Consider the following 13,714-nt stretch of genomic DNA (forward strand, 5'->3'; position numbering starts at 1 on the left):
AAGTAAGGTGTATGTAAATTTAATGTAAAGTGATAAAAAAAGAGACTTATTTCAAAATAAATCTCTAATTTATCTAGGTTATCTTCAATTATTTTTTAGCTATACGATTACTTAATCTATAAGTAGAAAGCACTAAGCAAACCACAGATATGATTCCCATAACGATAGCAATTAACCAAAATGGAACATCCAGTCCAAATATATCTAAGGAACTATACCCAACCGCTTCTTGATAATTCGTTAAGAATGATTGATACTCAGCTTCTGTCATTAAAGGTTGTAACTTAACATCAAGCATTAAAAATGCTTGTTTCATCATGACCTGTTTTAACATGATTGTCATATGTGTAAAAGGCACTAAACTAGCAATCCCCTTAATAAAGGAAGGAAGTATAAAAAGTGGCATATAAATTCCTGATATAAATCCAACCACTGTACCAAAGACACCACTGAATGCACCAAATGCATTCACTGACTTTATAAATGAAGTTACAAAAATCATTATTGCAGTGGACACAAATGCAAACAAGGTTACATAAAGGATTGAAAGTAATATCACATCGATATCAAAGAAAATTCCTGTATATAATCCAATAGCCACATAGGCAACAATAATCATAAAGATACTAATAACAACTGTAATTAAGAAAGAAGATAGATAATAACTTAAAATCACCTTACCTCTCTTAACGGGTGCGACTAAAAATCCATCTAACTTTCTATATTCAAAGTCATTAATGATATTCCCTAAATTTCCAAGTGGAATAGATACAGCATTAATAATCATAATACCTGGAAGTAACTGAGAATATACTAAGAAATTCAATTCTTGTTCGGTAAGTATACCTACTAACTGATTAGGTTTAAAGTTATTTCCTAAGAAAAGAATATATAAACCCAATAAGATAATCACTGATAGAAATGAAAAGAATACTGCTGCTTTATCTCTTAAATATACTTTAATATTTCTTTTAGTTAATTCAAATGTTTCATACATGTTGTTCACCTATAACATTTAAGAAAACATCATCCAGTGTGCCTTTAACCACTTCAAATGTTTGGATGTTTTCTTTAATATCTGTAATCAAGTCTAGTGTATCTTTTGTATCCAAAATCTCAATTAAATATTGATCAGATACTTTTTTAAACGTTCTATTAAAATTGTTTAAATATGTATCCAGTTGATGGATATCTTTAGGTACCACTTTAAAGTAATCCTTAGAATATTTTTCTTTTAAAATAGAAGGGGAACCATGAACAACAATTTTACCTTTATGAATGACAACGATATGATCTGCGTTTTTCGCTTCTTCCATATAATGTGTTGTTAGAAAAACAGTAATATTTTCCTCAACTCTTAATCTTTCAATCACTTTCCAAACCATTTGTCTGGTCTCAGGGTCTAATCCTGTTGTAGGTTCATCTAGAATTAAGAGAACGGGACTAGCGAATAACGCTCTAGCAATTTCAACTCTTCTTTTTTGTCCACCGGATAATGTTTTAAATAACTGATGTTCAATCGGTTCTAGTTGTAAGTAATCTACAAGTTCTTGATATCTCTTATTTACCTTATCTTTATTGGGTATATATAAAGCACCTCTCGATAAAAGATTTTCTTTAACCGTTAGTAAATCATCTAATACATTTTCTTGAAAGACAACACCTATTTTACTTCGAATATAAGCCTCATCCTTCTCTCCATTTAATAAAACCTCACCCATACCCTTTTCAAGTAGTGTAATAATCATTTTAATGGTTGTTGATTTACCTGCACCATTTTGTCCTAAAAAGGCATATAGTTCACCCTTTTTAACATAAAAAGATATATGATCGACTGCAATAATATCTCCAAATCTTTTATAAAGATCTTTAACTTCTAATAACTTTTCCATTGAATACTTCCTTTCTTAAAATAATTTATGTTGACTCTTTGGATTGACATAAACATCAAGTTCTTGACGATGTACAGATACATTGACACTACCAAGTGGTCCTTTTTCACCATCTACATTCCATGGGTAATCTGGCGTCACCTCAATTTTAAATGCATTTGCGTGTAAATGAATATCATTATGGAAATGTCTGCCTTTAAATAGATAGAACCAAATCATCTTCGTCCAAGAAAACATATGGTTTCTGGTAAATATTCTAAGGTCTATCATTCCATCATTGAGTTTAGGTGATTTTGTAAACTTATCTAGTTTAAATCCACCGACTCTAGAACCTGCTGCTAAAATCATTAAAAACGATTTTCTTTCGATGGTTAAATCTTTAGATGTTACTTTAATTTTCATATGATAATGATTAAATAAATCATGTCTAGCATTCATTAAATAACCTAAAGAACCCACTTCTTTTAATCTTTTACGATTGATTTCATAACTTACATTAGAAAATTTACCGATTGCAGCTGCATATAAAAAATATTCTTCATTAATCTTATAGATGTCCATCTTTTCTATATGATTACTTTTTAAAAGTGCTAAATTATAAAATACATTTTTTCCTAAGCTAATCATACTTGCTACATCGTTCGTTGTACCATACGGTAAAAATAATAATCTGGGTCGTTTACTTCTATCCATTTTCATCATACCATTTACCACAGAGTGAATCGTACCATCACCACCAGCAATTAAAAAAACATCATATTTTCCTTCTTTAGATTGAATATCTGATACGATTTCTTTTTTCTCTTTAACCTCGTATAAATCTAGATTCCAACCGTTATGTTCTATATATGATTGTATTTTATCTAAGTCTCTTAAAATATGACCTTTACCGGATGCAGTATTATAGATTAATAGTATTTTCATATGACCTTCCCTTTTTTCATTCTATCATTTTTTATCTAAATAATGTGTTAAGATATACTTGAGGTGCAGATTATTTTATGAAAACTTTACAATCAATTTCTACAAACCCCTATTTTAATTTGGCTTGGGAAGAATATATCTTAAAAAACATACATCAAGATGAGGATATCTTTTTAATATGGAGAAATGAACCTTCCATCATTATCGGAAGAAATCAAAATGTATTTGAAGAAGTAAATTTGGATTATATCGTTAAAAACCAAATTCCATTAATTAGAAGAAATTCCGGTGGTGGTACGGTTTATCATGATTTAGGTAATATTAATTTTACGTTTATTACGAAACAAAAAGGAGCGATTAATAACTATGCTTTAATGACTGAAAAGATTATTTTGGCACTTCATAGTTTATCTATTCCTGCAGAGTTTAGTGGAAAATCCGATATTAAGATGGATACATTTAAAATTAGTGGAAACGCACAGTATGTCTTTAAAGATAAGCTACTTCATCATGGAACACTTCTTTTTAATGCAAATTTAGAGCATTTAAAAAATGCTTTAAAAGATAAAGAGAATCATACATCCAGTATTTCAGTGAAATCCAATCGAAGTCAAGTAACCAATCTTTCATCTTATGTTCCAATGACCATCGAAGCTTTCGAAGACTTTTTAATAGATTCTTTAAGACAAACTGATGAACCTTTAAAACTGACTGATAAAGATCTACGTCAAATAGAAAAACTAAGAGATGAAAAGTATTTATCTTATAACTGGAATTATGGTGAATCTCCAAGGTCAGTGATTGAAAAAAGTTTAGGAGATTACAAGATTAAAGTTGTTGTTTCATATGGTCATGTAGAGGAAGCTTTTATTGTTAAGCATAACAGTTTAGAACTTAATCTATCTTCAAGCTTAGTTGGAGAAAGATGTTTTCCTAAAGACCTTATTATCTTACAAAAAAAAGCACCTGAGGTTTATCAGATGCTCTTTACTTAACTACATATTAATAATCTTTAATAAATTTACCAACAAATTTTTGATTTATTGTAATAAATGGTCCAACAAGAACAACAGATACAAATGTAAACCAACTAATTTGTTCATAGTTACCAGCCATTGTAGCCAGTATCAATGCAATCACAATTAAAGTCATTTCAATATAAATCTTGGCAATCCAAGATTTTTTTGTATACTTTATGATATGTACCATAAATACCTCAGATGGAGCAAGTGGTAAGCTCTTATTGGATATAATGATGGATAAACTAAAGCCTAATAAGAATAACGCTCCTAATGCAACCAACCCGTTTAACCACATTTCGGTTACATTATAATGTACCAATACAAATGCAAACCATAGATCCATTAAATATCCGAATCCAAAAACAATAATAAGAGACCAAAATACTTTAACATCTTTAATGACTATAAAGTTTAAGATAACCCAAATAAGTCCAAAGATAATAGAGGATACACCAATTGTAAAAAAATCATGCTCGATTAATATGGATAAATAATAACTAATTGCATCATAAGGGAATGCCCCTTGTTTGGTTTTAATGATGATTGAAACGGATAACGTCATCAATAAGAATCCAAACATATGTAATAATATTCTTCTAAATAATTTCATATAAAATAACCTCCACAAATCATTATACTAGAAATTAAATAAAAGTCTACTTAGAAATTTCTATTATGTTGTCTAACAACATTTACACATCGTTTTAATCTTAAATATTAAAAAAGACACATACCCTTTTAAGATATGTGTCTAATCATTCAACTTATAAAATTAAACGTGAATTGGTTTATCGATTGCTCCAAGAGCAGCTTCTAATGTTAATTCTGATAATGTTGGATGTGGATGTACTGCATGTGCCATTTCATATGCAGTTGCTTCCGCCTTCATTGCAACACTATACTCAGAAATCAGTTCTGTTGCATTATATGCATAGATATGTGCACCAATAACTTCTAAGTACTTCTTATCAACAATTAATTTAGCAAATCCTTCTTTTTCACCATCAGCAAGTGCTTTACCGATTGCAGCAAGAGGAACTTTAGAAACTTTATAATCAATACCGCGAGCTTTAGCTTCTTTTTCAGTTAATCCGATTGCAGCAATCTCAGGGGAACCGTAAATACATGAAGGAATTTGATCATAATTCATTTTTTGATGACCTTTACCTAAAATGTGTTCAACAGCAACCACACCTTCGTGTTCTGCAACGTGTGCGAGCATATATTTACCATTCACATCACCAATTGCATAAATGCCTTTTACATTGGTTTGTAGGTATTCGTTTGTCTTAATGTTTGCACGGTCCATTTCAAGGTTTAAGTGTTCTAAACCTTTAGAATTCGCTCTTGTACCAACTGCCATTAAGATTAAATCACTTTCAATGGTTGTTTCAACACCTTCAAAGCTATACGTAATCTTATGGTCATTAACCTTTTTAACTTCAGCTTTGGTAAGTATTTCAATACCATCTCTTTTTAATGTTTTAGCATAAGCTTGACGCACATCATCATCCATTGTTGGTAAAATTCCATCCATCATTTCAATGATTGTAACTTTAGAACCAAATGAATTAAATACGGTAGCAAACTCAACACCAATAACACCACCACCAACAATCACAATAGATTTAGGGTAGTCTTTAACATTTAATAATTCTCTAGATGTTACAACAATTCCTTTTTCATATGCTTCTTTAACACCAGGAATTGGTGGAACAACAGCTGTTGCTCCTGTTGCAATAATAACGTTTTTGGTTTGTAGTGTTTCACCATTTACAACAACTTCAGATGCAGATTTAACTTCACCAAAACCATTATAAACATCCACACCATTTTTCTTAAGTAAGAATGCAACACCATTCGTTAATTGCTTTACAACGCCGTTTTTGCGAGATAATATTTTATCCCAATCAAATCCTACTGTGCCACTATTTGTCACACCATAATCATTTGCGTGTTGTAATGTTTTATATACTTTAGCAGATTTTAAGAATGTCTTTGTAGGAATACATCCGTGGTTTAAACAGATTCCTCCTACAACTTCTTTTTCTACTAAAGCAACTTTTGCTCCTAGTTGTGCACCTTTAATAGCAGCCACATAGCCACCCGGTCCACCACCAACAACAACTATATCATACGTTTTAGCCATGTTAACATCCTTCCTAGCTTAATAGTAATAATGTAGGGTTACTTAATAATTCTTTAACTCTCATTAAGAATCTACCACCATCAGCGCCATCAATAATTCTATGGTCTACTGCAAGTGATAATGGTAATGTGTAAGCAATCTTGATTTCATCATCGATTACCCATGGTTTCTTTTCAATCTTACCAATACCAAGAATTGCTAATTCTGGGTAATTGATAACTGGTGTTCCAAATGCAATACCAGCTGAACCGAAGTTTGTGATTGTAAATGTACCATTGGTTTGTTGATCTAATGTAATTTTTCTTGCAATTGTATCATCCGCAAGTTTTCTAATACCAGATGCTAATTCAAATACGGATAATTTATCTGCATTTTTAAGGTTTGGAACAATTAATCCATCTGGTGTATCAACAGCCATACCTAAGTTAATATATTTCTTAATATATAATTCATCTGTATCATGATTAAATGATGCATTGAATGTTGGGAATTCTTTTAATGCAATTAATACTGCTTTAGCAATAAATGCCATGTAAGTTAACTTAATACCTTTAGATTCAGCTAATGTTTTAGCTTCATTTCTAAATTTAACAAGTTCATTGACATTGATTTCATCCATTAATACTGTTTCAGGAATAATAGATTTAGAACGTGTCATTGCATTTGAAACTGCTTTACGTAATCTTGAAATCTTAACAACTTCAACATCACCTTGTGGTTTAGCTGCTGCAGGCATTGTTGTTTCTTTACTTGCTTCAACTTTAACTTCTTGTTTAACTTCAGCCTTAACTTCTTGTTTAGCTTGTCCAAGGTTTGCAAGATCATCTTTTAAGACTCTACCTTGTTCACCAGTTCCTTTAACAGTTGCAATATCCACACCTAAATCACTTGCAAGTTTTCTTGCAACTGGAGATGCTAATACTTTACCTGTTTTAACAACTAATGTTTCTTCTGTAGAACCACCGATGATTTCATCAGATACTTCAATTTCACCAACAACACCAGCACCTTTTTTAGGTTCTGATTGTGGTTCTTTAGTTACTTTAGGAGCCTCAGTTAATGTTGCGCCGTTTAATCCGATTAGGACAACCGTTTCACCAACATGAATAACTTCTCCTTCTTTTTTACCAATCTTTAAAATTACACCAGTTTCAGGAGCAGGTAATTCAGCATTGACTTTATCTGTTTCAACAACAACTAAAGTTTCACCTTCATTGACCTTATCGCCTTCTTTGAAGTTCCATTTTAAAATAGTTCCTTCATGAATACCTTCACCGATATCTGCAAACTTAAAGTCATATACATTTCCTGAAGCTTGTGCTTGGCTTGGCACTTCTTTTGCAACAGGTGCTTTAACTTCTTCAACTTTAGGAGCTTCTACTTTAGCAGGTGCTGAACCATCATCGATAGTAACAATGATTTGTCCAACATGAATTTCTTCACCTTCTTTAGCACCTAAAGATGTAATAATTCCATCAACTGGAGATGGTAATTCAGCGTTGACTTTATCTGTTTCAACAACAACTAAAGTTTCACCTTCTTTAACTTTATCCCCTACTTTGAAGTTCCATTTTAAAATGGTCCCTTCGTGAATACCTTCACCGATATCTGCAAATTTAAATTCAAACATGATTGGCCTCCTTACGGTCTTGCTTTAGCTAATTTTCTTAAATAAGCTGCAATTTTCTCAGGTTGTGGGAAGTGATAGTGTTCGCCTCTTGCAAGAGGAACTGTAATATCAAATCCTGTAAATCTTACAGGAGCAGCTTCTAATGAGAAGAATGCTTTTTCGTTAACCATAGTGATTAACTCAGCAGCTGGACCGTATGATTTAACAGCTTCAGTAACAACCATGAATCTACCTGTCTTTTTAACAGAGTTTAAAATCGTTTCTTCATCGACTGGTGCAATTGTTCTAAGGTCAATAATTTCAACAGAAATACCTTCTGCTTCAACTAATTTAACAGCTTTTTCAACTTCACGAACGATAGAACCCCAAGCGACAACAGTAATATCTGTACCTTGTTTAACAACTTTTGCTTTACCAATTGGAATTTCATACATTTCTGCAGGAACTTCTTGTTTACCAGCTCTATAAATTCTCTTAGGTTCTAAGAAAACTACTGGATCTGGATCATTGATTGCAGCAAGTAATAATCCTTTAGCATCATATGGTGTTGAAGGTGTTACTACTTTTAATCCTGGGATAGATGCGAATAATACTTCTAATGCTTCAGAGTGGTGTTCAAGTGCACGAATACCACCACCATGTGGTAAACGTAAAACCATAGGAACAGTAAATTGTCCACGGGATCTATTTCTCATACGAGCAGCATGCGTAACTAAATCTGTATATCCAGGGAAAATGAAACCATCGAATTGAATTTCAGCAACTGGTTTTAAACCATTCATTGCCATACCAATTGCACTACCTACGATTGCAGATTCTGCAATCGGAGTGTCAAATACGCGTGTTTCTCCATATTTCTTTTGTAAACCTGCAGTCACACGGAAAACGCCACCTTCAAAACCAGCATCTTCACCAAATACGACGATGGATTGATCTTTTTCCATTGCTTGGTCTAGGGCTTGGTTAATAGCTTCTAATAAAGTAATGATTGCCATATTATTTAGCTCCTTCCAAGAACTTCTTATGTTCTTCGTATTGTTCTTTTAATTGAGGTGTCATTTCTGCGAATGTATGTTCAAAGATTTCAATTAAATCTACATTTGCTCCATAACTTTCAACTTTTTTAAATGTATCGTTAATTTCTGTTAAAACATCTTCAACTAATTTTTGATCTTCTTCTTCAGTCCAATAGCCTTTATTTAATAAATATGTCTTAAATCTAGCAATCGGATCTTTTAATGCCCATTCATTTTCTTCTTCTTTTGTACGATAAATAGATGGGTCATCTGAAGTTGTATGAGGTCCCATACGATAAGTATATGCCTCAATTAAAGTAGGACCATCACCTTTTCTAGCTCTGTCCATAGCTTCTTTAGTTGCAACATACATTGCTAACATATCGTTACCATCCACTTGAACAAAAGGAATACCAAATGCAACACCTTTTTGTGCAAGTGATTCAGAGTTAGATGCTTTTCTTACAGGTGTAGAAATAGCCCATTGGTTGTTTTGAATGACAGCAACCATAGGTGCTTTAAATGATGCAGCAAAGTTTAATCCTTCATAGAATTCACCGTGCGCTGTACCACCATCACCGATTGTAAATACGGCAACTTCGTTTGTTTTCTTAATCTTTGCAGCCATTGCTAAACCAGCAGCAATATTAGATTGAGAACCAATAATGATATTTGTTGGTAAGATTTTCACTCCATCAGGGCGGATTGATCCTCTTTCATTACCATACCAATATAAGAATACGGATTCTAATGTCACACCACGATATAATTGAGCATTTAACTCACGGTACATTGGAGAATTCCAATCTTGTGGTTCCATTGCTGCAGCCATACCGATTTGTGCTGCTTCTTGACCCATGTTTGGAGCATAAGTCAACATACGACCTTGTCTTTGGTATTGTAATGCTTTGATATCTGCATTACGACCTAAAACAGCAGTCTTATACATCTTTAATAACGTTTCCTTTGGTAAATTTGGGTCAAGTTTTTCATTAACCACTTTACCGTTTTGATCTAAAATCTGAAATTGCTTGTCTTTTGAAGCATCATATTTCTTTGCGATCATAATTTCCTCCTATAAATATGTTTTAAACATATTGTCATTATATAATAAAAAAGCCTTCCCATGTTGGAAAAGGCATTCTAAAACTTACGGTGTTAATCATTTATGTATAAAATGCACATAAATTTGGTATTTTTAAGATATTTGAGTTAATTTTGAGGCTTCTTATTTAAAATCTTATTTAGAATATCCTTCAAATTAAAGAACTCCCCTATCGCTCCCCACACAAATGTGTTACGCATATCATGACTGGATGTATTAAATCGATTGATATCCACATCATATCCATATTGACTTGCAAACAAATCCATAAATACAATTAAGGTTCTGGTATTTCCTTCTCTTAGTGGATGGATGACCCATAAATCTACCATGTATTTACTTAGATTATCAATAAATTCTCTTTTAGACATTGTTGACCAAGCTAGATTTTTATATTTTATATCTACTTGTTCTAGTTCTTTATGTATACTTTTATGATCAGCAAACTCAACCATACCCTCTGCAATCATAAACTCAGATGTTGTCATGTTAACTGTTCTTATTTCTCCTGCCCAAAAAAAGACATTTGAAAACAATATTTTGTGTAATTTTAAGAAATCAAATGCACTTTTGATTAAAAACTTATCTTTTTGTAGGTTTAGCATTGCCAAACCGAACTGATTTGCTGTATAAGTTTTTAATAATTGCTTATCTTGAATTCCAGGAATATTTACATGGACATTGGTATTTGGATAAAAATATGGATCTTTCATCGTATTTTCCTATTTAAAGCAAAAACTGCAGTTTCAAAATCAATTAAGTTTTTTGCATAAAGTTTTAATATTTGGTTGGCATAATCACTAGGGATTCCTCCACCAAATGCATTGTATGCTACTGCTTTTTCTAACTCTTTATATGCCTTTTCATATTGAGGTAGCTTAACATCAAATGGAATACCTTCTTCTAAAACGACTTGTCTTAAAAATAAATTGATTGCATCAGAAATTCTAAGGTTAAAGTTTTTTAAAATTTCTTCTGCTTGTTGTTTTGTGTCCGTATCGATTCGGACATTAATAAAATCAGTTTTTTTCATATGATCACCTATTTATATTGTAACACATTTGTTTAAATAATTGTTTATAGAACACTTCTTATATTCTAATCAACCTTTAATCTATAAAAAAAACAGCACGAATTCTCGTACTGTTTTCATCTTATATATAATTATTTTCTCTTTAACAGATTCTTTTGTAGAATTAAAATTAACTCTCTTAGTGATTTAGCCGCTACAGCATTGGATGCACCACTTGGATCCAAATAAGGTGATAACTCTACAATATCAGCACCTACGATATGGTTCAGTTTTCCAAATTGTTCAAATGCCCATAATAAATCTTTATATTGCATACCACCCGCCTCAGGTGTTCCTGTACCAGGAAAGACTGATGGGTCTAATACATCTAAGTCAATTGTAATATAAACTGGTTTATCTTTTAAATCTAAGACTGCTTGGTCCAATCCTTCAAAGTCAAATTTTCTTTGATAGATGTGTTCTTTAGCCCACATAAACTCATGTTTATCACCACTTCGAATTCCGAATTGATAGATATGGTGGTCTCCTAAAAATTTATGCGCTTGTCTCATAAATGTTGCATGAGATAATTCACGTCCAAAAAATGATTCTCTAAGATCAGTATGTGCATCTAAATGAATTACATGTAAGTTATCATACTTTTCTTTTAAAGCTTTTAATACTGGATATGTTACTAAATGTTCTCCACCAATCATCATTGGTAGTTTATCATCATTGATAATTGTTTTTGTTGCTTCATATACAATATCAAGCGCATCTTCAACTGCACCAATTGGTAAATCTAAATCTCCTGTATCTACAGTTTTAAAATCTTTTAAATCTGCATCTTGATAAGGTGAGTACCACTCTACACCAAATGAGTCTACACGGATTGCATTACCTGCAAAACGTGTACCCGGTCTAAAGGATGTGGTTGCATCCATAGGAACTGAAAATATTACAACATCTGCCTCATCATAAGATGCTGTACATGATTGAAACGATAAATCTACTTTATTTAATTTCATAAGTCACCCTCGTATTTATACCATTTATCTTTATCTACTACTTTAATATACCCATCTTCCGTATCTGAAAGAATGGTTGAACCTTGCGCTGTATAAAACTCTAAATCCTCTAAAATTTCTGCATTAATAATTTCACCAGGAATAACCAGTGGTATACCTGGTGGATATACCATAATATTTTCTGCAGCTACCTCATTTAATGCATCTTCTAATTTAACATACTTTTTAGGTGCATGATATGCCTCACGAGGTCTTGTATAACTATCTGGATATGTAAATCTAATTTTATGTCTAATTTCTTTATCTGTTTTATGTTTCTTTAAATTCTTTAATCCTTCAACAAATTTATCTAAATCTTGTTGTGTGGTACCAATAGATAGTACAGCAAGAATTAAATGTGTTTCTGCAAGTTCCATTTGGATATTAGATTCTTGACTTAATATATTGTAAGCATCAAATCCAGTTAATCCTAAGTCAGATACCTTAACCATGATCTTTGTTTCATCATAATCATAACCTTTATGATTCCAAATATATTCTTTCGTGATTGCTTTGAATCCTTTAATTTTATTAATTTTCTTTCTAGTTTCATCTGCCATTTTTATTAACTCATCAAGTTTTTCTTTTCCATTGACTGCCATATAACTTCTGGCAGTATCGAGTGATGCCATTAATAATGAGGATGGTGATGTGGATTGAAGTACATTTAAGGTAGACTGAACTCTATTAGGGTCCACTCTGTTTCCTTTAGTAATAAGCATAGAGGATTGTGTCAACGAACCAATTGTTTTATGGATACTACATGCAGCCATATCTGCACCAGCTTCCATTGCAGATAGTGGTAAACTATCGTGGAATCCAAAATGAGATCCATGTGCTTCATCACATAAAACAAGCATATTATATTCATGTGCTAACTTAACAATTTCTTTTAAATTAGAAGTTACACCAAAATATGTTGGGTTAATAACAAAAACCGCTTTTGCATCTGGGTGTTCTTCAATTGTTTCTCTAAGTTCGGATAATATGATCCCATTAGCAATCCCTAATTCACTATCCATATGTGGCTTCATAAAAATAGGCATTGCTCCAGATAAAATTAATCCATTAATTGCTGATTTATGTACGTTTCTTGGAATGATTATTTTTTCTTTTGCACGTACTGCAGTCATAATCATTGCTATAATACCTTGTGATGTTCCATTAATTAAAAAGTATGCATGATCCGCACCAAAAGCATCTGCAGCTAGTGCTTGTGCTTCCTTAATGACACCTTTAGGTTTTGATAAGTTATCAAGCCCTCTTGGTGCATTTGCATCCATAGAAAAAACGTTATGTCCTAAATATCTTGTAAATTCATTATCAATCGAACCCAGTTTATGACCAGGAACATCTAAAGCCGTCGTTCCTGAGACTCCATATGCTCTAATTTTATCAAAAAATGGGGTTTTTGTTTGATCGAGTTTAGCCACTTACCATGCTCCTTTTATGTTCTATTTTTGTTACCATATCATAATACCATAAAGCAATATAAATATATGTTTTTAATGATTTAAAAAAGTATAATTTTTTTGTATTCCATACGATAAATTATATCATATTCTATATATTACTTTGTTTACATAGAAAAATTAAGTAAAATTGAGATTATGTATCTTAATAATAAGAGAATGTTTGGACTAGACTAGACAAAGAAGCACCTCTAAATCCTTCAGTTAATTTCATCATGAATTCAATTATTTACGTGATATTTAAATTGTTTTTACATGGTGGATTTGATATCTGCATACTTTCATTTAGTCTCGACATATTGATTTGATTACATAGAATGTTTAGATTAAATCCTTGGTTTGCTCGTGTACTTAATATCTTTAAATACTTTCTATCCTTTCACTTAAAGTACCTACCTCTATCCGTTTTTGATAGATATCTTACG

General features: G+C 31.9%; 13 protein-coding genes. 1 reads left to right on the forward strand and 12 read right to left on the reverse strand.

Features of this window, described 5'->3' with window-relative positions; translation table 11 throughout:
• Window positions 1-88: 88 nt before the first annotated feature.
• Genes B5X49_RS05380 through B5X49_RS05390 form a run of 3 tightly spaced genes read right to left on the reverse strand, consistent with a single transcriptional unit; the run spans window position 89 to window position 2,816 of the window.
• Window positions 89-997, reverse strand: coding sequence for an ABC transporter permease (locus B5X49_RS05380; protein ID WP_045748762.1), 909 nt, complete (start codon window positions 995-997; stop codon window positions 89-91).
• Entirely contained in the window at window positions 990-1,892 is a 903-nt protein-coding gene (locus B5X49_RS05385; protein WP_045748761.1) for an ABC transporter ATP-binding protein, read from the reverse strand. The genes B5X49_RS05380 and B5X49_RS05385 overlap by 8 nt, the downstream gene beginning before the upstream one ends.
• 15 nt (window positions 1,893-1,907) lie before the next feature.
• The gene (locus tag B5X49_RS05390) at window positions 1,908-2,816 is read right to left on the reverse strand and encodes a diacylglycerol/lipid kinase family protein (RefSeq protein ID WP_045748760.1); all 909 of its coding nucleotides are present in this window, start codon (window positions 2,814-2,816) and stop codon (window positions 1,908-1,910) included.
• 77 nt (window positions 2,817-2,893) lie between these two features.
• On the opposite strand from B5X49_RS05390, the gene lplA reads away from it, so the two are divergent.
• A complete protein-coding gene (lplA, locus tag B5X49_RS05395; RefSeq protein ID WP_045748759.1) occupies window positions 2,894-3,811 on the forward strand; it encodes a lipoate--protein ligase in 918 nt (305 codons plus the stop codon).
• 7 nt (window positions 3,812-3,818) lie between these two features.
• Here the strand turns inward: lplA and B5X49_RS05400 are convergent, their stop codons facing one another.
• The 9 genes from B5X49_RS05400 to B5X49_RS05440 all read right to left on the reverse strand — a co-directional run bounded on the left by B5X49_RS05400 (window position 3,819) and on the right by B5X49_RS05440 (window position 13,250).
• A complete protein-coding gene (locus B5X49_RS05400) occupies window positions 3,819-4,448 on the reverse strand; it encodes a DUF6198 family protein (RefSeq protein WP_045748758.1) in 630 nt (209 codons plus the stop codon).
• 162 nt (window positions 4,449-4,610) lie between these two features.
• Complete coding sequence (gene lpdA, locus B5X49_RS05405) at window positions 4,611-5,987, reverse strand: dihydrolipoyl dehydrogenase (RefSeq protein ID WP_045748757.1); 1,377 nt, start codon at window positions 5,985-5,987, stop codon at window positions 4,611-4,613.
• 13 nt (window positions 5,988-6,000) lie between these two features.
• Window positions 6,001-7,617, reverse strand: coding sequence for a 2-oxo acid dehydrogenase subunit E2 (locus tag B5X49_RS05410; protein ID WP_079560726.1), 1,617 nt, complete (start codon window positions 7,615-7,617; stop codon window positions 6,001-6,003).
• Window positions 7,618-7,628: 11 nt separating this feature from the next.
• Entirely contained in the window at window positions 7,629-8,612 is a 984-nt protein-coding gene (locus B5X49_RS05415) for an alpha-ketoacid dehydrogenase subunit beta (RefSeq protein ID WP_045748756.1), read from the reverse strand.
• 1 nt (window position 8,613) lies between these two features.
• Complete coding sequence (gene pdhA, locus B5X49_RS05420; protein WP_045748755.1) at window positions 8,614-9,699, reverse strand: pyruvate dehydrogenase (acetyl-transferring) E1 component subunit alpha; 1,086 nt, start codon at window positions 9,697-9,699, stop codon at window positions 8,614-8,616.
• A 146-nt stretch (window positions 9,700-9,845) separates the two neighbouring features.
• Window positions 9,846-10,451 carry a Fic/DOC family protein gene (locus B5X49_RS05425; protein WP_045748754.1) on the reverse strand — a complete coding sequence of 202 codons (606 nt, stop codon included), beginning with the start codon at window positions 10,449-10,451 and terminating at the stop codon, window positions 9,846-9,848.
• Window positions 10,448-10,771 carry a type II toxin-antitoxin system RelB/DinJ family antitoxin gene (locus B5X49_RS05430; RefSeq protein ID WP_052669860.1) on the reverse strand — a complete coding sequence of 108 codons (324 nt, stop codon included), beginning with the start codon at window positions 10,769-10,771 and terminating at the stop codon, window positions 10,448-10,450. Before B5X49_RS05430 ends, B5X49_RS05425 begins: the two co-directional genes overlap by 4 nt.
• A 131-nt stretch (window positions 10,772-10,902) precedes the next feature.
• A complete protein-coding gene (speB, locus tag B5X49_RS05435) occupies window positions 10,903-11,778 on the reverse strand; it encodes an agmatinase (protein ID WP_045748753.1) in 876 nt (291 codons plus the stop codon).
• Window positions 11,775-13,250: an aminotransferase class I/II-fold pyridoxal phosphate-dependent enzyme gene (locus tag B5X49_RS05440; RefSeq protein WP_045748752.1), complete on the reverse strand. Its 1,476-nt coding sequence runs from the start codon at window positions 13,248-13,250 to the stop codon at window positions 11,775-11,777. Before B5X49_RS05440 ends, speB begins: the two co-directional genes overlap by 4 nt.
• Between the last annotated feature and the right edge of the window lie 464 nt (window positions 13,251-13,714).

Origin of the sequence: Acholeplasma oculi (genome assembly GCF_900166985.1) — a bacterium.
Lineage (GTDB): Bacteria > Bacillota_I > Bacilli_A > Acholeplasmatales > Acholeplasmataceae > Acholeplasma > Acholeplasma oculi.